The organism is Jannaschia sp. L-14R, assembly GCF_056857695.1.
Map to the genome: position 1 here is coordinate 743,426 of NZ_JBSXNP010000010.1, position 18,078 is coordinate 761,503.

Annotated in this window: 20 protein-coding genes; 13 read left to right on the top strand and 7 right to left on the bottom strand. The window is 63.3% G+C overall.

All coding sequences use genetic code 11. The annotated features are described in order from the left end of the window. The first annotated feature begins 21 nt into the window (after nt 1-21). The gene (locus tag AC13C2_RS12045) at nt 22-318 is read left to right on the top strand and encodes a hypothetical protein (RefSeq protein WP_482886941.1); all 297 of its coding nucleotides are present in this window, start codon (nt 22-24) and stop codon (nt 316-318) included. A gap of 11 nt (nt 319-329) precedes the next feature. Then, a complete protein-coding gene (locus AC13C2_RS12050) occupies nt 330-992 on the top strand; it encodes an SH3 domain-containing protein (RefSeq protein WP_474521641.1) in 663 nt (220 codons plus the stop codon). 117 nt (nt 993-1,109) lie between these two features. On the opposite strand, the gene mltG is transcribed toward AC13C2_RS12050, so the two are convergent. Beyond that, on the bottom strand, nt 1,110-2,288 hold the full coding sequence (mltG, locus tag AC13C2_RS12055; RefSeq protein WP_339645785.1) for an endolytic transglycosylase MltG: 1,179 nt from the start codon (nt 2,286-2,288) through the stop codon (nt 1,110-1,112). 20 nt (nt 2,289-2,308) lie between these two features. Beyond that, nucleotides 2,309-3,562, bottom strand: coding sequence for a beta-ketoacyl-ACP synthase II (fabF, locus tag AC13C2_RS12060; RefSeq protein WP_092763346.1), 1,254 nt, complete (start codon nt 3,560-3,562; stop codon nt 2,309-2,311). A gap of 244 nt (nt 3,563-3,806) precedes the next feature. Here fabF and AC13C2_RS12065 point away from each other — a divergent pair, with 244 nt between their 5' ends. Continuing rightward, on the top strand, nt 3,807-4,421 hold the full coding sequence (locus AC13C2_RS12065; protein WP_092762934.1) for a class I SAM-dependent methyltransferase: 615 nt from the start codon (nt 3,807-3,809) through the stop codon (nt 4,419-4,421). Between the two features lie 61 nt (nt 4,422-4,482). Here AC13C2_RS12065 and AC13C2_RS12070 read toward each other — a convergent pair whose 3' ends face one another. The 5 genes from AC13C2_RS12070 to AC13C2_RS12090 all read right to left on the bottom strand — a co-directional run bounded on the left by AC13C2_RS12070 (nt 4,483) and on the right by AC13C2_RS12090 (nt 9,271). Further along, nucleotides 4,483-5,259 carry an enoyl-CoA hydratase-related protein gene (locus AC13C2_RS12070; protein WP_092762935.1) on the bottom strand — a complete coding sequence of 259 codons (777 nt, stop codon included), beginning with the start codon at nt 5,257-5,259 and terminating at the stop codon, nt 4,483-4,485. A gap of 350 nt (nt 5,260-5,609) precedes the next feature. Next, nucleotides 5,610-6,062, bottom strand: a complete 453-nt coding sequence (locus tag AC13C2_RS12075) for a cytochrome c-type biogenesis protein (protein WP_092762937.1) — start codon at nt 6,060-6,062, stop codon at nt 5,610-5,612. Further along, on the bottom strand, nt 6,059-8,032 hold the full coding sequence (locus tag AC13C2_RS12080) for a heme lyase CcmF/NrfE family subunit (RefSeq protein WP_482886942.1): 1,974 nt from the start codon (nt 8,030-8,032) through the stop codon (nt 6,059-6,061). Before AC13C2_RS12080 ends, AC13C2_RS12075 begins: the two co-directional genes overlap by 4 nt. 127 nt (nt 8,033-8,159) lie before the next feature. Continuing rightward, on the bottom strand, nt 8,160-8,669 hold the full coding sequence (locus tag AC13C2_RS12085; RefSeq protein WP_482886943.1) for a holin family protein: 510 nt from the start codon (nt 8,667-8,669) through the stop codon (nt 8,160-8,162). Further along, entirely contained in the window at nt 8,660-9,271 is a 612-nt protein-coding gene (locus AC13C2_RS12090; RefSeq protein ID WP_092762940.1) for a holin-associated N-acetylmuramidase, read from the bottom strand. Before AC13C2_RS12090 ends, AC13C2_RS12085 begins: the two co-directional genes overlap by 10 nt. A 319-nt stretch (nt 9,272-9,590) precedes the next feature. On the opposite strand from AC13C2_RS12090, the gene fabD reads away from it, so the two are divergent. The 10 genes from fabD to AC13C2_RS12140 all read left to right on the top strand — a co-directional run bounded on the left by fabD (nt 9,591) and on the right by AC13C2_RS12140 (nt 18,067). Next, complete coding sequence (gene fabD, locus AC13C2_RS12095) at nt 9,591-10,529, top strand: ACP S-malonyltransferase (protein WP_482886944.1); 939 nt, start codon at nt 9,591-9,593, stop codon at nt 10,527-10,529. 27 nt (nt 10,530-10,556) lie between these two features. Beyond that, nucleotides 10,557-11,294, top strand: a complete 738-nt coding sequence (fabG, locus tag AC13C2_RS12100) for a 3-oxoacyl-[acyl-carrier-protein] reductase (protein ID WP_092763348.1) — start codon at nt 10,557-10,559, stop codon at nt 11,292-11,294. A gap of 157 nt (nt 11,295-11,451) precedes the next feature. After that, nucleotides 11,452-11,685, top strand: coding sequence for an acyl carrier protein (locus AC13C2_RS12105; RefSeq protein ID WP_055086694.1), 234 nt, complete (start codon nt 11,452-11,454; stop codon nt 11,683-11,685). Nucleotides 11,686-11,815: 130 nt separating this feature from the next. Further along, nucleotides 11,816-12,688: a lysophospholipid acyltransferase family protein gene (locus AC13C2_RS12110; protein WP_482886945.1), complete on the top strand. Its 873-nt coding sequence runs from the start codon at nt 11,816-11,818 to the stop codon at nt 12,686-12,688. Between the two features lie 22 nt (nt 12,689-12,710). Continuing rightward, nucleotides 12,711-13,520 (top strand): glutamate racemase, encoded by an 810-nt coding sequence (locus AC13C2_RS12115; protein ID WP_474521636.1) that lies wholly within the window; start codon nt 12,711-12,713, stop codon nt 13,518-13,520. Nucleotides 13,521-13,532: 12 nt separating this feature from the next. Further along, on the top strand, nt 13,533-13,988 hold the full coding sequence (gene ccmE, locus AC13C2_RS12120) for a cytochrome c maturation protein CcmE (protein WP_339640813.1): 456 nt from the start codon (nt 13,533-13,535) through the stop codon (nt 13,986-13,988). Nucleotides 13,989-13,994: 6 nt separating this feature from the next. After that, nucleotides 13,995-14,882, top strand: coding sequence for a DMT family transporter (locus AC13C2_RS12125; RefSeq protein ID WP_482886946.1), 888 nt, complete (start codon nt 13,995-13,997; stop codon nt 14,880-14,882). A gap of 137 nt (nt 14,883-15,019) precedes the next feature. Continuing rightward, the gene (locus AC13C2_RS12130) at nt 15,020-16,165 is read left to right on the top strand and encodes an OmpP1/FadL family transporter (RefSeq protein ID WP_482886947.1); all 1,146 of its coding nucleotides are present in this window, start codon (nt 15,020-15,022) and stop codon (nt 16,163-16,165) included. Between the two features lie 112 nt (nt 16,166-16,277). Further along, nucleotides 16,278-17,216, top strand: a complete 939-nt coding sequence (locus AC13C2_RS12135; RefSeq protein ID WP_482886948.1) for a DMT family transporter — start codon at nt 16,278-16,280, stop codon at nt 17,214-17,216. Beyond that, on the top strand, nt 17,213-18,067 hold the full coding sequence (locus AC13C2_RS12140) for an ATPase (RefSeq protein ID WP_092762948.1): 855 nt from the start codon (nt 17,213-17,215) through the stop codon (nt 18,065-18,067). The genes AC13C2_RS12135 and AC13C2_RS12140 overlap by 4 nt, the downstream gene beginning before the upstream one ends. Nucleotides 18,068-18,078: the final 11 nt, after the last annotated feature.

Below are 18,078 nucleotides of genomic sequence, written 5' to 3' on the forward strand. Positions count from 1 at the left end.
CAAGCTCCGTGCAGTTTCGGTTTGGTCCGCACGTCGGCAGAAACGAAAAAGGCGACCGGGGTGTCACCCGTGCCGCCTCGCCCATTTCTTCCAGCTTGCCCTAAAGATGTTTTTGAGCGTTCGGTGGGTCAACAGGATTTCTTCATTTCCGCATACTTATCTTTCAAACATTTGTTTTATTACACATTTTTCATGATTGTTTCAGAATTGCAGCATCCCGTTATCGCATATCAGGGAACGCCACAGCATCTCGCTTGTTGTCATCGCGTCGCTTCGGCGATGGCGTTCGGATTTCCGGACGTGCCTGCAAACAATTAAGTGAGCATCATATGACCTACCGTACTCTTTCCGCCGTCAGCGCCGCAGCGCTGATTGCCGCCACACCCGTCCTGGCCCAAACTCAGGCCCAGGTCGCTACCGATCTCAATCTGCGCGTCGGTCCCGGCGAAAACTACGTCATCAAAAGCACCCTGCCCGCAGAAGCCATGGTCGACGTCTCTGGTTGCGTCGAAGGTGGCTCCTGGTGCGAGGTCACCTATGAAGACGAGACGGGCTATGCCTATGCGCCCTATCTTGTCGTGACCGAAGAAGAACAGATGGTCGCACTGCCCTCCGCCACCGTCACGACCGTCGAAACGGTCACTTATGACGAAAGCAACAACGGCGACGAAGCCTTCATCGGCGGCAGCGCCGGTGCGGCCATTGCTGCAACTGCCATCGGTGGTCCCGCTGCGATCGTTGGCGGTGTCCTCATCGGCTCCGCTCTGGGTGCCGCAGCAGGCGTCGAGGTCAAGGAAGAGACCGTGACCTACGTCCAGCAGAACCCCATCCAGCCGATCTACGTGCAGGGCGAAGTTGTCACCGGGGCCACCCTGCCGGCCGAGGTCACGCTCGTTCCCGTTCAGGACGGTGAACTGGCTTACGTCAACCTCAACGGTAGCCCGGTTCTGGTGAACCCCGAGAACCGCACCATCGTTCGCATCGTGCGCTGATCACCTTCGGAAAACTGCAAAGGGCAGCCATATGGCTGCCCTTTCGCACGTCATGACCAATTGTCTGACATTTGATCCGTTTTCCGACGAGACTTCAAATGTCAGACATTTGAAATCTCAATTGCCGGTCTGTGCGCCTTCCGCGGCCTCCCGCGCCGCCTCGATCGCGCGCCATGCCGCGACATTCTGATTATGTTCGGCCAGCGTCTCGGCAAAGAGATGTCCGCCTGTCCCGTCAGCCACGAAGAATATCTCGTTCGTCTGTTCCGGGTCCAGTGCCGCGCGGATCGCTTCGGCACCGGGGTTGGCGATGGGCGTCGGCGGCAAACCGTCAATCACATAGGTGTTGTAAGGCGTTTCGGCCCGCAATTCCGATTGCCGGATGCCCCGTCCCAGCGGACCGCCCTCACCCTTGGTGATACCATAGATCACCGTCGGGTCTGTTTGCAGGCGCATCCCTTGGTTCAGACGGTTTATGAACACCGCCGCCACGCGACGTCGCTCCTCCGCGATGGCCGTTTCCTTCTCGATGATGGACGCCAGGATCAGCGCTTCCTCGGGCGAGGTGATCGGCAGGTTCGGGGCACGGCTGGCCCAGGCATCCGCCAGAATACGCTCCTGCGAGACGCGCATGCGGTTCACCAACTCCTCGGCCGACGACCCCCGCGCCACGTCGTAGGTATCGGGCGCAAGCGTTCCCTCGGGGGGGACCGGGATATCCGCGCCATCCAGAAAGTCGACCGATTCCAGGCCGTTAATGATATCCCAGGATGTCAGTCCCGGTGCCACTGATACACGCCAGGTGATCGGAACGCCACGCTCCAGAAGCGCGGCGTAATCCTCCGGTACCTCGTCTCCGGGCGCAAAGGTTGCGATCTCGATCAGCTGGTCCTGCCCCGGTATCCGTTCCCGTACCCGGATTTCCGGGTCGGTCTGCCGCACCATATAAGTAACCGTGTATGGAAACACCGACGGCCCTCCGGCGGTCAGGATGTCCAGAACTTCGGGCATGGAAGCCCCGGAGGGGATTTCGTAGGTTCCGAACTTCAGGTCGCCGTCCCGCTCGGCATAGCCGGTGCCTATGCGGAAGATGCTTCCCGAAGACACGATGCCATCCTCGGCCAGACGGGTCGAGACCTCGCGCATATTCGATCCGCGCGGCACTTCGAAAAAGGTCGCGGACTCCAGCGGTCCCGGCTCGGCCCATCTGGATTTCCCGATCTGGATAATCCCGGCTAGCGCAGCGATCAAAACGACGCCAAGGGTCAGCGCGTTGGCGGCAATATGCTTCCACATCAGATATTTATGCCTCGAAGTTAAAGCTTGCCCATGACGAGCGATGCGTTTGTGCCACCAAAGCCGAAGGAGTTCGACAAGACCACGTCGACCTTCCGCTTCTCGGCCACTTTCGGCGCAAGCGACAGCTTGGGCTCTACCGCAGGCGTATCTAGGTTCAGCGTCGGCGGCGCAACCTGATCGCGCAGGGCCAGAATGCAGAAGATCGCCTCGACCGCTCCAGCTGCCCCCAAAAGATGCCCGATGGCGGATTTCGTCGATGACATCGTGGCATTCGCCGCGTGATCGCCCAGCAAACGCTCCACCGCGCCCAATTCGATCGTGTCGGCCATCGTCGATGTGCCGTGCGCATTGATGTAATCCACATCGCCCGCCTTTATTTCGGCGTTCTTCAGCGCGGCGCGCATCGACCGTTCGGCCCCGTCGCCCGTCTCGCTGGGCGCGGTGATGTGATAGGCATCGCCCGACATGCCATAGCCCAGAACCTCGGCGTAGATCTTTGCGCCGCGCGCCTTGGCATGTTCGTATTCTTCCAGCACGACGACGCCCGCGCCTTCGCCCATGACAAAGCCGTCGCGGTCTTCGGAATAGGGGCGCGAGGCCTTGGTCGGATCGTTGCCCCACTTGGTCGAGAGCGCCTTGCAGGCGTTGAAACCGGCGATTCCAATCTCGGAAATCGGGCTTTCCGCTCCGCCCGCGATCATCACATCCGCATCGCCCAGTGCGATCAGACGCGACGCATCGCCAATGGCATGCGCCCCCGTCGAACAGGCGGTGACGACCGCGTGGTTCGGGCCTTTAAAGCCATACCGGATCGAAACCTGACCGGAGACGAGGTTGATCAAAGCCGACGGAATGAAGAATGGCGACACCCGCCGCGGCCCACGTTCCTTAAGCAAAACAGCGGTTTCCGCGATGGTCTGCAACCCGCCGATACCCGACCCGATCATCACGCCGGTGCGCAGTTTGCCTTCCTCGCCGGGTTGCCAGCCGCTGTCCTCGACTGCCTGAACCGCCGCCGCCATGCCGTACAGGATGAAGTCGTCGACCTTGCGCTGCTCCTTCGGCTCCATCCAGTCGTCAGGGTTGAATGTGCCGTCGCTGCCGTCGCCGCGCGGAATTTCGCAAGCGTAGGTTGTCGCCAGATGGCTCGCGTCAAACCGCGTGATCGGTCCGGCCCCGGACTCACCATCGATCAGTCGCCGCCACGTTTCCTCAACGCCGCTGGCCAGCGGCGTCACCATTCCCAGTCCTGTCACGACGACACGGCGCATCTGCATCTGCCCTACCTCCAAGTCTTTAAGGGCTGATACACTGCGATGCCCCCCCTCTCAAGGCATGGTGATGCGGCGGCGGCGGGCGTGGGCGCATCCCGAAACAAACGCGGATGCGATTTCGGACCAGAACCGGCCATGTCGATGGAATACCTCAAGGGCGGGACATTGCGGCCATCCGATACTATGCAGACAATACCCAAGCGGCCTGCCCCCAGGCGAGCTGCAAGACAGGAGAAGTTCCATGACACAGGATCGAACGAGCCATTGGGAGAAGGTCTATGACGAGAAGACCGAGACCGAATTGAGCTGGCATCAGGCCGATCCCGAGATTTCCCTCGAACTCTGCAAACAGGCCGGCCCCATCGCGTCCGTCGTCGATGTGGGGGCCGGGACATCGCAATTCGCCGAACGGCTCCTCCAGTTGGGAATTCGTGATGTGACCGTCCTGGATATCGCCGAATCCGCCGTGGAGAGAGCGCGACAGCAGACCGGCGAGCCGGGCAAGTCAATCGATTGGGTCGTCGCCGACGTCACGACATGGACGCCGGAGAGGACTTTCGATCTCTGGCACGACCGGGCCGTATTCCACTTCCTGGTCGATAGGGATGATCGCGCCGCCTACATCGATCGGCTTGGCCGTGCCCTGCGTCCCGGCGGACATGCAATCATTGCCACCTTTGCGCCGGACGGCCCCGAAAAATGCAGCGGCCTGCCGGTCGTTCGATATAGCCCAGAGAGCCTCGGCGCGGTTCTGGGCGCGAAGTTCGAACTCGTGACGTCTCGTCGTGATCTGCACCAGACGCCATGGGGCAGTCCGCAGTCCTTCCAATTCAGTCTTTTCAAACTGAAAGAGTGACCGAAGCCGCGACGCACACCCGTTGGCTCAGGCCATCCAGGCACTACAAGTTGAGACCGATCTACCGCCCCTCGAACTTGGCCGGCCGCTTTTCCAGAAACGCCATCACACCTTCCTTGAAGTCGCGCGAATGACCGGCTTCGCCCTGGAGCCTGGCCTCCAGCATCAGCTGCTCGGCCAGCGAGTTCTCGAACGATCCACGGATTGCCCGTTTGACGTTCCGGTAGGCCAGCGAGGGGCCGTTCGCCAGATGCGTCGCCCGCTCGTTCCAGACCTCGGCGAAATCCTCGTCCGCAACCGCCTCCCAGATCATCCCCCAGTCGCTGGCCTGGCGCGCGGTGACAGGCTCGGCGAACAGCGCCGCACCCATAGCCTTGGCCATGCCCATCTGACGCGGCAGCCAGTAGGTGCCGCCCGCGTCGGGGATCAGGCCGATGCGGGTAAACGCCTGCAGGAACACCGCCGATTCCGTCGCGATCACCACGTCACAGGCCAGCGCCAGGTTCGCACCCGCCCCCGCCGCCGGGCCGTTGACGGCAGCGATGGTGGGAATGGCGCAGTCGAAAATCGCCATCAGCATCGGCTCGTATTCGTCGCGCAGCGTGCGTTCCAGGTTCAGGGTGTTGAGATTGGCGCGGTCGCCCAGATCCTGCCCGGAACAGAAGGCCTTGCCCTTGCCGGTCATCACCAGAACACGGGCGGTCTTTTCGGACTCGTGCACGGCATGCAGGATTTCGGCGCGCATCTGAGTCGACAGCGCGTTCAACACGTCAGGGCGCTGCAGGGTCAGCGTTGCGACACCGTCGCGTTCGCTGAGCCGGATCGTTTCATAGTCCATAGGGGTCTCCGTCCACGTTCGCAGCGACCCTAGGGCGGGCCGCTGCACATCGCTAGCGGAACCTGACGGCACGGATCAGGGCACGACAGCCCGGATCATCGCGCGCGGCGTCGGTGTCGGGCGGCGGTATTCGGCCCGTTCCACGCGCTGCCTGCGCCCCCTCCGCCCGCTGTGCCGCGCCAAAAAACCTGCGGCGCGCAAGACGGCGCTCAGCAGGCTTCGATGCGCGGGAACGTATTCCAGCTGATTGCGCAGGAGATGTCTGAACCGGCAGACACCATTCAGAAAAAAGGTCACATCGCGTGGCAGATGGCATGCCTCGATTGGCTGCGGATCGCAGAGTCGAGTTATCAGGTCAGCCTGTCGCCATCCATCAAAGCCTGCAAGCGCGCCTCTTCCTCTGGGTTCAGGGCGGCGGGCGTGCCACGATGCCGCGTGATCGCCACGCCCGCGACCGCACCGCCCAGCAAAAACAGGGTGAGCGGCGCGATCCACAGGATCATGTTGACCCCGGTCATGGTCGGCTTCAGCAGGACATATTCACCGTAGCGCGCGACCATGTAATCGATGATTTCCGTATCGGTATCGCCCGCCACCAGCCGTTCACGGAGCAGAATGCGCAACTCGGCGGCGAGGTCCGCGCCGCTTTCGTCGATATTTTCGTTCCGGCAGACCAGACAGCGCAATCCTTTCGACAGCTCGCGGGCCCGTGCCTCCAGCACCGGATCGTCCAACTGCTCGCCCGGTTCGACGGCAAGCGCAGGAGTGGCGGCAATCAGCGCGGCCAGGACCAACCCCCTCATTCCGCTGGCACCCCACCGGTTGCGGGCGCCTTGCGCGCGCCTGCTGCCACGCGGTAGCGGCGGTCGGTCAGCGACAGCAATCCGCCCAGCGCCATGATGATCGCGCCGCCCCAGATCCAGTTGGCGAAGGGTTTGATATAGACCCGGATCGCCCAGCCGCCGCCTGTTTGCGCATCGCCGATCACGGCATAGACGTCGCGAGTCAGGCTGCTGTCGATCCCGGCCTCGGTCGTGGGCATCTGGGCGACGGGATAGATACGTTTTTCCGGAAACAGGTCGCCCAGCAGACGTCCGTTTTCCCAAGCCGTCAGATCGGCACGGGTGGCGACATAATTCGGGCCGCGCAACTGGGTCACGTCGTTCAGTACCACTTCGTATTTCCCGACCGTCAGCCGGTCACCGATGTCGAGGACCGCGATCCCTTCCTGCTGCCATGCGATCAGAGCGGCGACACCGAATACGGTGATACCCAGCCCCCCGTGCGCCAGCGCTTTACCCCAGTCTGCCCCCGGCAGTCGCGTGACACGACCCAGACGATCGGACCAGCGCCCGCGTCCCGTGCGCGTCGCCAGATCGACCACCGCACCCGCGAACAGCCAGACACCAAGGCCAGCACCCAGCGGCCCACCCAGGCTGCGTCCGGTCTGCATTGCCCAGACCAGTCCCATGACTGCCAGTGCCAGCACGGCCACGGGCCAGAGCACGCGCAGCACCCGGCCCCGCCCCCGCTTCCACGGCAGGATCGAGCCCACCGGCAGAATCGCGGCCAGAACGATCACGAAGGGGGTGAACGCCATATTGAAGAAGGGCGGCCCCACGGACAGTGTGCGTCCGAACGCCAGTTCAGCCACAAGTGGCCAGACAGTGCCCGTGAAGACCACGAAGGCGCTGACCACCAGCAGGAGATTGTTGGCCACAAGAGCCGATTCCCGGCTGACCACGCCGAACACGCCCTTGGCCTGCATTACCGGCGCGCGAACCGCATAGAGTAACAGTGCGCCGCCGGTAAAGAAGCCGAGGATGGCCAGAATGAACACGCCGCGTTCAGGGTCGTTGGCGAAGGCGTGGACCGACGTCAACACGCCCGAGCGCACGATGAACGTCCCCACGAGTGAAAATCCGAACGCGAGAATTGCCAGCAGGATCGTCCAGGCCTTCAGCGCCTCGCGTTTTTCGACGACGATGGCGGAGTGCAGCAGGGCGGCGGCAATCAGCCAAGGCATGAAGCTGGCGTTTTCGACCGGGTCCCAGAACCAGAACCCGCCCCAGCCCAGTTCGTAATAGGCCCACCACGATCCCAGCGCGATACCCACGGTCAGAAACAGCCATGCCGCCAGCGTCCACGGGCGGACCCAGCGGCCCCATGCGGCATCGACGCGGCCTTCGATCAGGGCAGCCACTGCAAAGCTGAACGACATGCTGAGGCCGACGTAGCCGAGGTAGAGAAACGGCGGGTGGAAGGCCAGGCCCGGATCTTGCAGCAGGGGATTCAGATCCTCACCGTTGAAGGGCGGAACGGGCATGCGAATAAACGGATTCGACGTGAACAGGATGAAGGCATAAAAAGCCACGCCGATGCTGGCCTGCACGGCCAGAACACGCGCCTTGAGCGTCGCGGGCAACTGCCCCCCGAACCAGGCCGCCGTCGCCCCAAACAGCGCGAGAATCAGCACCCACAACAGCAGCGATCCCTCATGGTTTCCCCAGACGCCGGTGATCTTGTAGAGCATCGGCTTGTCGGTATGGGAGTTCAGCACCACGAGCCGTAGCGAGAAGTCCGACGTCACGAAGGCATAGGTCAGTGCCGCAAAGGCAACGCCTACCAAAGCGACCTGCGCGGAGGCAGCGGGGCTGGCGACGGCCATCCATCCGCTCCATCCCTTCCACGCGCCGATCATCGGCACGATCATCTGTACGATGGCGACCGCGAAGGCCGTTATCAGGGCGAAGTGTCCAAGTTCTGCAATCATGGGGCCTGCCTTACGACAACAGCCGGTCGCAGCCAATGGGGCGCGACCGGCGGTCACAGGCGAGCACGATCACTTCCGCGTCAACTGGACACTTCCGCGTCAACTGGGCACTTCCGCGTCAACCCGATCAGTCGCGGTCGGCTTGCCAATCGCTCAGCGCGGAATTTGCACTGTCATCATCCTCTCCGGCGATCCAGGCGGATTGCACGGGTTCGGGCCGTACGGGGATCGGGACTGTCGCGGGTGCCCGAAGATAATGCATCTCCCGTGCGCCGAAATAGAAACCGACGATCGCGCCCAGCAGCCACCACAGCGGGTCGGGCACATAGGCGAGCCCCCCCATCCGGGCGGCGAACCCCAATGGGTCGACCATCGCATAAACGAACAGGCCCAGCGTTCCCATTGCAAGCATCGGGCGCGGCAAACGGTTCAGCCCGTCGACGAACCGGTCGAACAGACCGCGCCGGTCCAGTGCGAACTCACCGCCCAGCTGCTCCAGTGCGGCTTTCTGCGCCTCGGCCCCCAGACGCTGCCCGTCGGTCGCGTTGGGCAGGAATACTTCGGCCACCCCCCGCGCCGCCCGGCCCAGCGCATCGACCGCGCCTGTGCCCGCGACGATGCCCGACACTACCCCCATTTTGCCGTCCTTTCCGCATGCTCCGCCGCCGTCAGGTGATAGCGCGGCGAGATGAATGCCTCGGCTCGCGTGATCCAGCCGCCTTTGCCGCCATCCCTGCGGCGGGCGTATTTGCGCGACGACGGGCGCCGGTCGGCCAGCGCATAGTACCAGTTGCGCCGCGCGATGCCGTAGGCGTCGGCCAGGTGATCCGGCGCGGCGTCCTGCGCCGCACGGGCGGCGGCGGCGGTCCTGGGACCGATGCGCCCGTCGACCGAGACGCGATGCCCCATGCGCCCCAGCAGGCGTTGCAGGATACGGACCGCATTGGCCCCGGAATTGACCTGCATGTCGAAGACCGAGGCCTGCAACGCCTCGGGCAGTGTATCGATCCGGGCGCGACGAAAATAATTGTCGATGAAAATGTCGACGGCGCGGGCGCGTGGCAGGGCGCGCACGTCGTCCGTATCGACATCCCCGTCGCCGTCGATATCGAGTCCCAGCGCCCGCATCGTATGGATGGTAACACCGTAATTGGTCGCCCCGCCCGGATCGTCCGGATCGTTGACATAGCCACCCTCGCGGGCGACGATTTCTTCTGCGATGGCACGAACCGACAACATGGCCCGACCTCCCATGCTCTGATTGCGTGAAAGCCAGAGGCTCGGGTCGAACGGTTAACGAAGCGTTATGGCAGCGCACGGTCGGGGATCGTGAGGACCTGCACATCGCGGCCACGAACGTCAGCGATCATACCGACGTCGATGTTCGATGACGCCGGGGCAGGTCGCGAATGCAAGCAGCGCTGGTCCGGCATGCAGTCGAGGCCCGAGAGCCCGCCCAGGGACCATTCCGTATTTGTGTGCGTCATCGCACCGGAACGTGCAGGGTTCACACCGCCGTCCGGCATCGGTAAACCGTTAGCAAACAAGGGGGCACATCATGAGCAGAGCATTCGTTTTTCCCGGTCAGGGCGCGCAGGCCATCGGCATGGGGCGCGATCTTGCCGACGCCTATCCGGCGGCCCGTGCCGTGTTTGACGAGGTGGACAGCGCCCTGCGCGAAAACCTGTCGGCCCTGATCTGGTCGGGCGAAGCCGACGACCTGATGCTGACGCGCAACGCACAGCCTGCCCTGATGGCCACGTCGATCGCCGCCCTGCGTGCCCTGGAATCCGAAGGTATTACAGTCGCTGAACACGCTGCCGTCGTGGCCGGTCACAGTCTGGGCGAGTACACCGCATTGGTCGCCGCCGGGTCGATCACGCTGGCCGATGCGGCGCGTCTGTTGCGCATCCGCGGCGAGGCGATGCAAAACGCCGTCCCGGTCGGTATCGGTGCGATGGCCGCCCTTCTGGGACTGGACTTCGAGGCGGCGCAGTCCGTCGCCCGTGAAGCCGCCGAGGATCAGGTCTGTCAGGCCGCGAACGACAACGATCCGGGTCAGGTCGTCGTGTCAGGCCACCGCGAAGCGGTCGAGCGCGCGCTTGTCATCGCCAGGGACAAGGGGGCGAAGCGTGCGATGTTGCTGCCCGTCTCGGCCCCGTTCCACTGCGATCTGATGGAACCTGCGGCCCGCGTCATGGCCGAGGCGCTGGACGATGTGGACATCGCCGACCCCTCCGTGCCGCTGATCGCGAATGTCACGGCCCAGCCCGTTCAGGACGCCACTTCGATCAGGTCGCTGCTGGTCGATCAGATCACCGGGTCGGTCCGCTGGCGCGAAAGCGTGGGCCGCATGGTCGAGATGGGCGTGACCGAGGTCTGGGAAATCGGGGCTGGCAAGGCTTTGTCCGGCATGATCCGGCGCATCGACAAGGGTGTCGCGACGCGCGCCATCGGCACGGCTTCGGACGTGGCAGACGCAACTGCGTCGGTTTGAGACATTCACATGAAGAAAGGCCAGCAGATGTTTGATCTGACAGGAAAATGCGCACTGATTACCGGCGCGTCCGGCGGCATCGGCGCGGAAATTGCCCGCGCGCTGCATGGTCAAGGTGCCACCGTTGGCCTGTCCGGCACACGCGAAGAACCGCTGAAGTCGCTGGCCTCCGATCTGGGCGAGCGGGCGCATATCCTGCCCTGCAACCTGTCGGATGCCGATGCCGTCAACGCCCTGCCCAAACAGGCAATCGAGGCAATGGGATCGGTCGACATTCTGGTCAACAATGCCGGCATCACCCGCGACAACCTCTTCATGCGCATGTCCGAGGAGGAATGGGCCGACGTCATCAACGTCAACCTGACGTCGGCATTTCGCCTGTCCAAAGGCGTGTTGCGTGGCATGATGAAGGCGCGCTGGGGCCGCATCGTCAACATCAGCAGCATCGTGGGGGCAACCGGTAACCCCGGTCAGGGGAACTATGCCGCGTCCAAGGCGGGCATGGTCGGCATGGGAAAATCGCTGGCCTATGAAGTCGCGTCGCGCAACATCACCGTCAACACCGTTGCCCCCGGTTTCATCGCCACGCCGATGACGGACAAGCTGACCGACGACCAGAAATCCAAGATAAACGATCAGATTCCCGCCGGTCGAATGGGGACACCGGGCGAAATCGCAGCCGCCGTGACCTATCTTTCCAGCCAAGAAGCGGCTTATGTCACAGGGGCGACGATTCACGTGAACGGCGGCATGGCCATGCTCTAGGCCGCGCCGGACAAAGGATTTGCCATCTTGCGCCTCCATGATATAGGCGGCGCACACATTCGGGGGCGACCCCGAGGCCCGGCGTTTCGGGCAACCCGGCATGGGGTCACGGACATGCACACCCGCCCGAAATCGGGCATCGAGATGAGGTAGAGACATGAGCGACATCGAGGACCGGGTCCGCAAGAAAGTCGTCGAACATCTGGGCGTCGAGGAAGACAAGGTAACCGAGAATGCGTCGTTCATCGACGATCTTGGTGCCGACTCGCTCGACACCGTCGAGCTTGTGATGGCCTTCGAGGAAGAGTTCGGGATAGAGATCCCCGATGACGCCGCCGAGTCGATCCAGACATTCGGCGATGCGGTGACGTTCATCAAAGCGAACTCCTGATCCCATTCGATCCGTTTCGGATCGTTGGATCGAAGGCGCCCCACGGGGCGCCTTTTGCATGTCTGCCTGCATATCCCTGTCCCGCAGATTGGAATGGCACCGCATCCCGCACCGATGCTAGAAACCGGACATGACCTCGAATGTCGCCCGCGATATCACCTACGCGAACTCCGCCCGGACCCGGAGCGGACGCATGGTCATTCGCGGACTGGAAACCCTGACCGGTCGCCATGCCCTGTTGCGTCGCGCGCGTGGGTATGACGACGCCGTAGCCGAAGGCGCGATCTTCTGGGAGGAAATGGCCAGCCGCTACGGATTGTATCCCGATATCGTGCGCGGAACGCTGGACCTGATCCCGCGCGAAGGGCCGGTCGTCGTGGTTGCCAATCATCCCTATGGCATCCTCGACGGGCTGATGCTGTCGCTGCTGTTGTCGCGGGTGCGGCCGCAGGGGTTCAAAATCGTTGCCAACGACGTTTTCCTGCGTGCGCCCGATCTGGCTGATGCGATCCTGCCGGTTAGTTTCGACGACAGCCGGGCCGGTCAGGCGACCAATCTTTCCATGCGCCGGAGTGCTCTGGCCTATCTGGCCGAAGGCGGCATCATCGGCGTCTTCCCAGGCGGTGCGGTTTCGACCCCGGTGAGGCCGTTCGGCCGGGCCCGCGATCCCTATTGGCGGGGGTTTTCGGCGAAGTTGATCCGGCAATCGGGTGCGACGGTCGTTCCTCTGCATTTTCAGGGATCGAATTCGCGCATGTTCCAGCTTGCCAGCCACATTCATGCAACGCTGCGGATGGGTCTTCTGGTCCGCGAATTCAGGGCGCGTGTCGACGGACCCGTTCGGGTGTCGGTCGGTGCACCGCTGCCACCCGGCGAAATCGCCGCGATTCCCGGAAATCAGGCAGATCTGATGGCGATTCTGCGCGCAAGGACTTATCTGGCCGGGCAGGAGGATGCCGCATTGGGCTTCGACTGGGATAAACAGAAAGCGGGCTGCACATGAATTCCACGACACCGGCCCGCGCATGAGCGTCGGCATCTTCGACAGCGGCCTTGGCGGCCTGACCATCTGGGATGCGGTGACGCGCCGGATGCCCGATCTTGCCGTCACCTATTATGGCGACAATGCCCATGCCCCATATGGCGTGCGCGAGCCGGACGCCATCCACGACCTGACCCGCACCGCCGTCCATGACATGTGGGACAAGGGCTGCGATCTGGTGGTTCTGGCCTGCAACACGGCATCGGCCGCTGCCCTGCGCCGGATGCAGGAGGCGGGGGTGCCAGAGGGCAAGCGCGTGCTGGGTGTCTTCGTCCCACTGATCGAGGCACTGACCGAACGCAATTGGGGCGACAACTCTCCGCCGCGCGAAGTCGATGTGAAACAGGTCGCGCTGTTCGCCACGCCCGCCACCGTCGCCAGCCGCGCGTTTCAGCGCGAACTGGCCTTTCGAGCCATCGGCGTGGACGTCGAGGCGCAGGCCTGCGGCGGTGTCGTCGATGCGATCGAGGACGGCGACATGATCCTGGCCGAGGCGCTGGTCCGCAGTCACGTTGATGCCCTGCGCCGCAAGATGCCCGCGCCGCAGGCGGCTATTCTGGGCTGCACGCATTATCCGCTGGTGCAGGATGCATTTCAGCGCGCGCTTGGCGAAAACGTGACCGTGTACAGTCAGGCAGATATTGTCGCCGCCAGCCTTACCGATTACCTGTCGCGCAGGCCCTACATGGCGCGCGGTGGTGTGTCGCGGATGTTGACGACCGGCGATCCCGAACAGGTCTCGGCCCGCGCCACGCAGTTTCTGCGCCGCCCCCTATCGTTTGATGCCGCCTGAGGATACCCACCGATGCGTTCGCTGAAAAAGACCCGCCGGATCCAGATCATCGTGATTGCGGCTGTCGCGCTGGCCGGAGCGACGGCCCTGATCGGCTATGGTTTCCGGGGCGGCATCCAGTTCTTCATGTCGCCCAGCGAAGTAACCGCCGCGCCGCCGCCGCCCGGTCAGGTGTTTCGCATCGGCGGCCTGGTCGAAGACGGCAGCCTGATCCGCGGCGAGGGCACCCAGATCACGTTCCGCGTCACCGACGGTGGCGCGTCTGTCCCCGTCACCTATACCGGTGTTCTGCCCGATCTGTTCGGCGAGGGCGAAGGCATGATTGGCACCGGGCGGTATGTCGATGCGACGTTTCAGGCCACCGAAATCCTTGCGCGCCACGACGAGACATACATGCCCAAGGAAGTGATCGACGCGCTTAAGGAACAGGGTGTGTATCAGGACCCCGACGCGGCCACCGGAAGCTGACACCGGATGTCATCACAGACCTTTGTGGCCGCGCTCTGGATGCTGGGCAGTGTGGCCAGTTTCTGCCTGATGGCCATCGCGGGGCGGGTCGTCAGCCCTGCGCTCGATACGTTCGAAATCATGCTCTACAGGTCGCTGACCGGCGTTGTGGTGGTTCTGGGGCTGGCCGTCGCGACCGGACGGATGGGTCAGGTTTCCCTTCGTCACATGCCGTTGCAGATCGTCCGCAACCTGGCGCATTTCACAGGCCAGAACCTCTGGTTCCTCGCTATCACGATCGCCCCGCTGGCGCAGGTTTTCGCGGTCGAGTTCACTTCGCCGATCTGGGTGCTGCTGCTGGCACCGCTGGTCCTTGGCGAACGGGTGCGCGGTTCGCAGATCATAGTTGCCATCGCAGGCTTCGCAGGTGTGCTGATCGTGGCGCAGCCGTTTTCGGGCAACGTCTCCATCGGCCTGCTGTACGTCGGCATCGCCGCGGTGTTTTTCGCCATTGCCAACCTTCTGACCCGCCGTCTGACGCGAACCGTGACGGTCACCGGCATCCTGTTCTGGCTGACGTCGCTGCAACTGCTGTTCGGGCTGGTCGCCGCCGGGTGGGACGGGGACATCGCGGTGCCGGACGAATCGCTTGTCGCCTGGGTCGTCGCCATCGGCTTGGCCGGACTTTGCGCCCACTGGTGCCTGACCAACGCACTGCGACTGGCCCCGGCCTCCACCATCATGCCGGTCGATTTTCTGCGCCTGCCACTGATCGCGCTGGTCGGGACCTGGATCTATTCCGAGGCCCTTGATCCAATGGTGCTGATCGGCGGTGCCGTTATTTTCAGTGCGGCCTGGATCAATCTTCAGCTGGCCCGACCGCCCAAGGGTCAGATTGTTGCGCGAGCGCCATAGTTCAGGACCGCAGCAAATTAGTAAGATTTGTGACGTAGGGTCTTATTTGACCGAATCCGCTGCAGAATCCATCGATTTCGTCATCAGCAACCGTGCGACCGGGAAGAGGAAGCTCGCCGTTCGGTCCATGCCCCTTAATGGGGGGCACCACAAGGGACGAGAACAATATGAATCGTTTCACACTCGCCGTGGTCGCGGCGACCGTCAGCACGTCCAGCGCATTTGCCGGGGGGCTGGATCGTTCTAACCAAGCCACCGGCATCATCTTCAAGGAAGGCACCTATGCCGAGTTGAACTTCGGCTATGTCGCGCCTTCGGTCGACGGCACGGACCGGAACCTCGGTGCGGGCGCAGGCGCCAGCGGTGATGTTGCGGATAACTTCTTCCAAGGCTCTTTCGGCTATAAGCAGGACCTGAGCGACAAGCTTTCCTTCGCAATCATCGTGGATCAGCCCTACGGCGCCGACATCGCCTATCCGGTGGGCGGAAGCGTGAACCTGGGTGGCACCACGGCCACGCTCAACTCGCGCTCCATCACCGGTATGCTTCGCTACAAAATCAACAATCGCTTCAGCGTTCTCGGCGGTATCCGGGCGCAGGATATCGATGCCGCGGTGACCCTGAACGGTGCCGCATACGGCCCGGCTTCGGGCTACGCCGCCGATTTCGATGGCGATACCGGCTTCGGCTACCAGTTGGGTGCCGCCTATGAGATCCCCGAGATCGCGCTGCGCGTTGCGGTGACCTACTTCTCCGAGATCGACCATACCCTCGACACCATTGAAAGCGGCCCCGGTGGCGCGCCCAGGGCCGCTGGTCCGGACACGCCGCTGACCACCCCGCAGGCCGTCAACATCGACTTCCAGACCGGCGTCGCGGCCGATACGCTGGTGTTCGGTGGCGTGCGCTGGGCCGACTATAGCGAAGTGAAGGTTCGCCCATCCCGTCTGGGCGGCAGCAGCCTGACCGACATCGACGATTTCTACCGCCTGACCCTCGGGGTCGGTCGCAAGTTCAGCGAGCAGTTCTCCGGCGCGATCTCGCTGACCTACGAGGAAGGTGGCGACGATCTGGTCTCCCCGCTTGGGCCGACGAACGGGCAATTTGGTCTGACCGTGGGTGGGACCTACTCGATCCAGAATGTCGAACTGACGGCGGGTATCAACTACACGCGCTTTGGTGACAGCAATCCGCGCACCGCCGGTGCTACGCCGGTCGCCGCCGCCGACTTCACGGACAACGACGCCATAGGCGTCGGCTTCAGGATCGGTTACAGCTTCTGACCTTTCCGCACCACCTGACGACCGAAGCGCCCCGTCTCCGCGACGGGGCGCTTTGCGTTTGGTGCATGTTCCGGGTGGTGCAGGTGATCGTACAGCAGTAGCGATGGCGGTGATGACCAATGCCCCCTTCACCCTGTCCAGTCCCACCCTGTCCAGTCGGGCCTGGGTCGAACTGATCCTGCTGTCCTTCATCTGGGGCGGCAGTTTTCTGGCCGTCCGCATCGCGCTGGACGAAATCCCCTTTGTCACCACAGTCGCCTTCCGGGTGGGCATCGCGGCGCTGGTCCTTTGGGTCTATGTCGCAATCCGTCGCCTGCCGGTGCCGCGCGATCCGCGCATCTGGGGCGCCCTGCTGATGATGGGGCTGCTCAATAACGTCCTGCCGTTCAGCCTGATGGCCTGGGGTCAGCTGCATATCGAAACCGGGCTGACCTCGATCCTGAACGCGGGCACCGCGGTGTTCGGCGTTCTGGCCGCGGCGATCTTCCTTGCCGACGAGCGTCTGACGGTGCGGCGCGCCATCGGCGTAGGCCTTGGATTTCTGGGCGTTGCGACGGCTATCGGACTGGAGAATCTCGCTAATTTCGACATCCGCTCGGCGGCGCAACTGGCCGTCGTGGCGGGCACTATCTGCTATGCCCTCGCGGGCGTCTGGGCGCGAGTGAACCTGCGCGGCCTTGCGCCACAGGTTTCGGCAGCCGGAATGCTGACCGGCTCCAGCCTGGTGATGATCCCGGCGGCACTGTGGATCGACGGACCGGTTATGCCGCAGCAGACCGATACGATCCTGGCCATCGCCTATTACGCGGTGATCGCCACGGCAGTCGCCTATCTGCTGTATTTCCGCGTGCTGGCCATCGCCGGCAGTGGCAATACCATGCTCTGCACCCTGATGGTCGCACCTGTCGCCATCCTTCTGGGTGCCTGGGTGCGCGGCGAGGTTCTGTCACCCAACGTCTATGCCGGGTTTGCCCTGCTGACCCTTGGCCTTCTGATCATGGATGGCCGCCTGTTGCACCGATTGCGGGCGCGCGCTACGTCACGGCGATGATCTACGACAGCCCGCAGGCCTGGCGGCAGGCCCCCGACAAGCGCATCACCTTTTTCGGCATGTCCGGGCTGGGGAAGACCCATCTGTCGCAAATCCTGCGCGGCAACGGGGATTGGTTTCATTATTCCATCGATTACCGCATCGGCACCGCCTATATGGGCGAGCACATCAACGACAACCTCAAGCGTCACGCCATGCGGGAGCCGTTTCTGGCCAAGCTTCTGCGTACCGACAGCATCTATATCGGGTCGAACATCACCTTCGGGAACCTGAGTCCGCTGGCGACGTTTCTGGGCCAACCCGGCGATCCGGCCAGGGGCGGCCTGCCTTTCGACGAATACGCGCGGCGGCAGGAATTGCACCATCGGGCCGAAGTGAACGCCCTGCTGGATACGCCGTTCTTCATCGAACGGGCGCGCGACATCTATGGCTATGACAATTTCGTCTGCGATACCGGCGGGTCCATCTGCGAAGTCATCGACCCCGAAGACCCGGAAGATCCGGTGATGGCGACTTTGGCCGCGAATTCCCTGCCCGTCTGGATCGAAGGCACGCCCGATCACGTCGAAACGCTGGTCGCGCGATTTGCCCACGACCCCAAGCCGATGTGCTATCGACCGGAATTCCTGAACGAAAAATGGGCCAGACACGGGGGCGAAGATGTCGACCCCAATGAATTCGCCATCGCGACCTATCGCGACGCCATCATGGCACGACATCCGCGATACGCCGCGATGGCGCGCAACTGGGGCGTGACGGTGGCCGCCGCCGACGTGGCGACAACGCGGGATGCCAGCGATGTGACCGCGCTTGTGGCCGAAGCCATTGGCAAACGGCGCGGGCGAACCTAACTCTGCCCCTC

Excerpts from the sequence above, each read along its gene's own strand:
- AC13C2_RS12140 (WP_092762948.1), top strand. The coding sequence starts at position 17,213 with ATGATCTACGACAGCCCGCAGGCCTGGCGGCAGGCCCCCGACAAGCGC.
- AC13C2_RS12125 (WP_482886946.1), top strand. The coding sequence starts at position 13,995 with ATGTCATCACAGACCTTTGTGGCCGCGCTCTGGATGCTGGGCAGTGTG.
- fabG (WP_092763348.1), top strand. The coding sequence starts at position 10,557 with ATGTTTGATCTGACAGGAAAATGCGCACTGATTACCGGCGCGTCCGGC.
- AC13C2_RS12065 (WP_092762934.1), top strand. The coding sequence starts at position 3,807 with ATGACACAGGATCGAACGAGCCATTGGGAGAAGGTCTATGACGAGAAG.
- AC13C2_RS12115 (WP_474521636.1), top strand. The coding sequence starts at position 12,711 with ATGAGCGTCGGCATCTTCGACAGCGGCCTTGGCGGCCTGACCATCTGG.
- mltG (WP_339645785.1), bottom strand. The coding sequence starts at position 2,288 with ATGTGGAAGCATATTGCCGCCAACGCGCTGACCCTTGGCGTCGTTTTG.
- AC13C2_RS12070 (WP_092762935.1), bottom strand. The coding sequence starts at position 5,259 with ATGGACTATGAAACGATCCGGCTCAGCGAACGCGACGGTGTCGCAACG.
- AC13C2_RS12135 (WP_482886948.1), top strand. The coding sequence starts at position 16,278 with ATGACCAATGCCCCCTTCACCCTGTCCAGTCCCACCCTGTCCAGTCGG.
- AC13C2_RS12085 (WP_482886943.1), bottom strand. The coding sequence starts at position 8,669 with ATGGGGGTAGTGTCGGGCATCGTCGCGGGCACAGGCGCGGTCGATGCG.
- AC13C2_RS12075 (WP_092762937.1), bottom strand. The coding sequence starts at position 6,062 with ATGAGGGGGTTGGTCCTGGCCGCGCTGATTGCCGCCACTCCTGCGCTT.
- AC13C2_RS12080 (WP_482886942.1), bottom strand. The coding sequence starts at position 8,032 with ATGATTGCAGAACTTGGACACTTCGCCCTGATAACGGCCTTCGCGGTC.
- AC13C2_RS12105 (WP_055086694.1), top strand. The coding sequence starts at position 11,452 with ATGAGCGACATCGAGGACCGGGTCCGCAAGAAAGTCGTCGAACATCTG.
- AC13C2_RS12050 (WP_474521641.1), top strand. The coding sequence starts at position 330 with ATGACCTACCGTACTCTTTCCGCCGTCAGCGCCGCAGCGCTGATTGCC.
- AC13C2_RS12130 (WP_482886947.1), top strand. The coding sequence starts at position 15,020 with ATGGGGGGCACCACAAGGGACGAGAACAATATGAATCGTTTCACACTC.
- AC13C2_RS12090 (WP_092762940.1), bottom strand. The coding sequence starts at position 9,271 with ATGTTGTCGGTTCGTGCCATCGCAGAAGAAATCGTCGCCCGCGAGGGT.
- fabF (WP_092763346.1), bottom strand. The coding sequence starts at position 3,562 with ATGCGCCGTGTCGTCGTGACAGGACTGGGAATGGTGACGCCGCTGGCC.
- AC13C2_RS12110 (WP_482886945.1), top strand. The coding sequence starts at position 11,816 with ATGACCTCGAATGTCGCCCGCGATATCACCTACGCGAACTCCGCCCGG.
- ccmE (WP_339640813.1), top strand. The coding sequence starts at position 13,533 with ATGCGTTCGCTGAAAAAGACCCGCCGGATCCAGATCATCGTGATTGCG.
- fabD (WP_482886944.1), top strand. The coding sequence starts at position 9,591 with ATGAGCAGAGCATTCGTTTTTCCCGGTCAGGGCGCGCAGGCCATCGGC.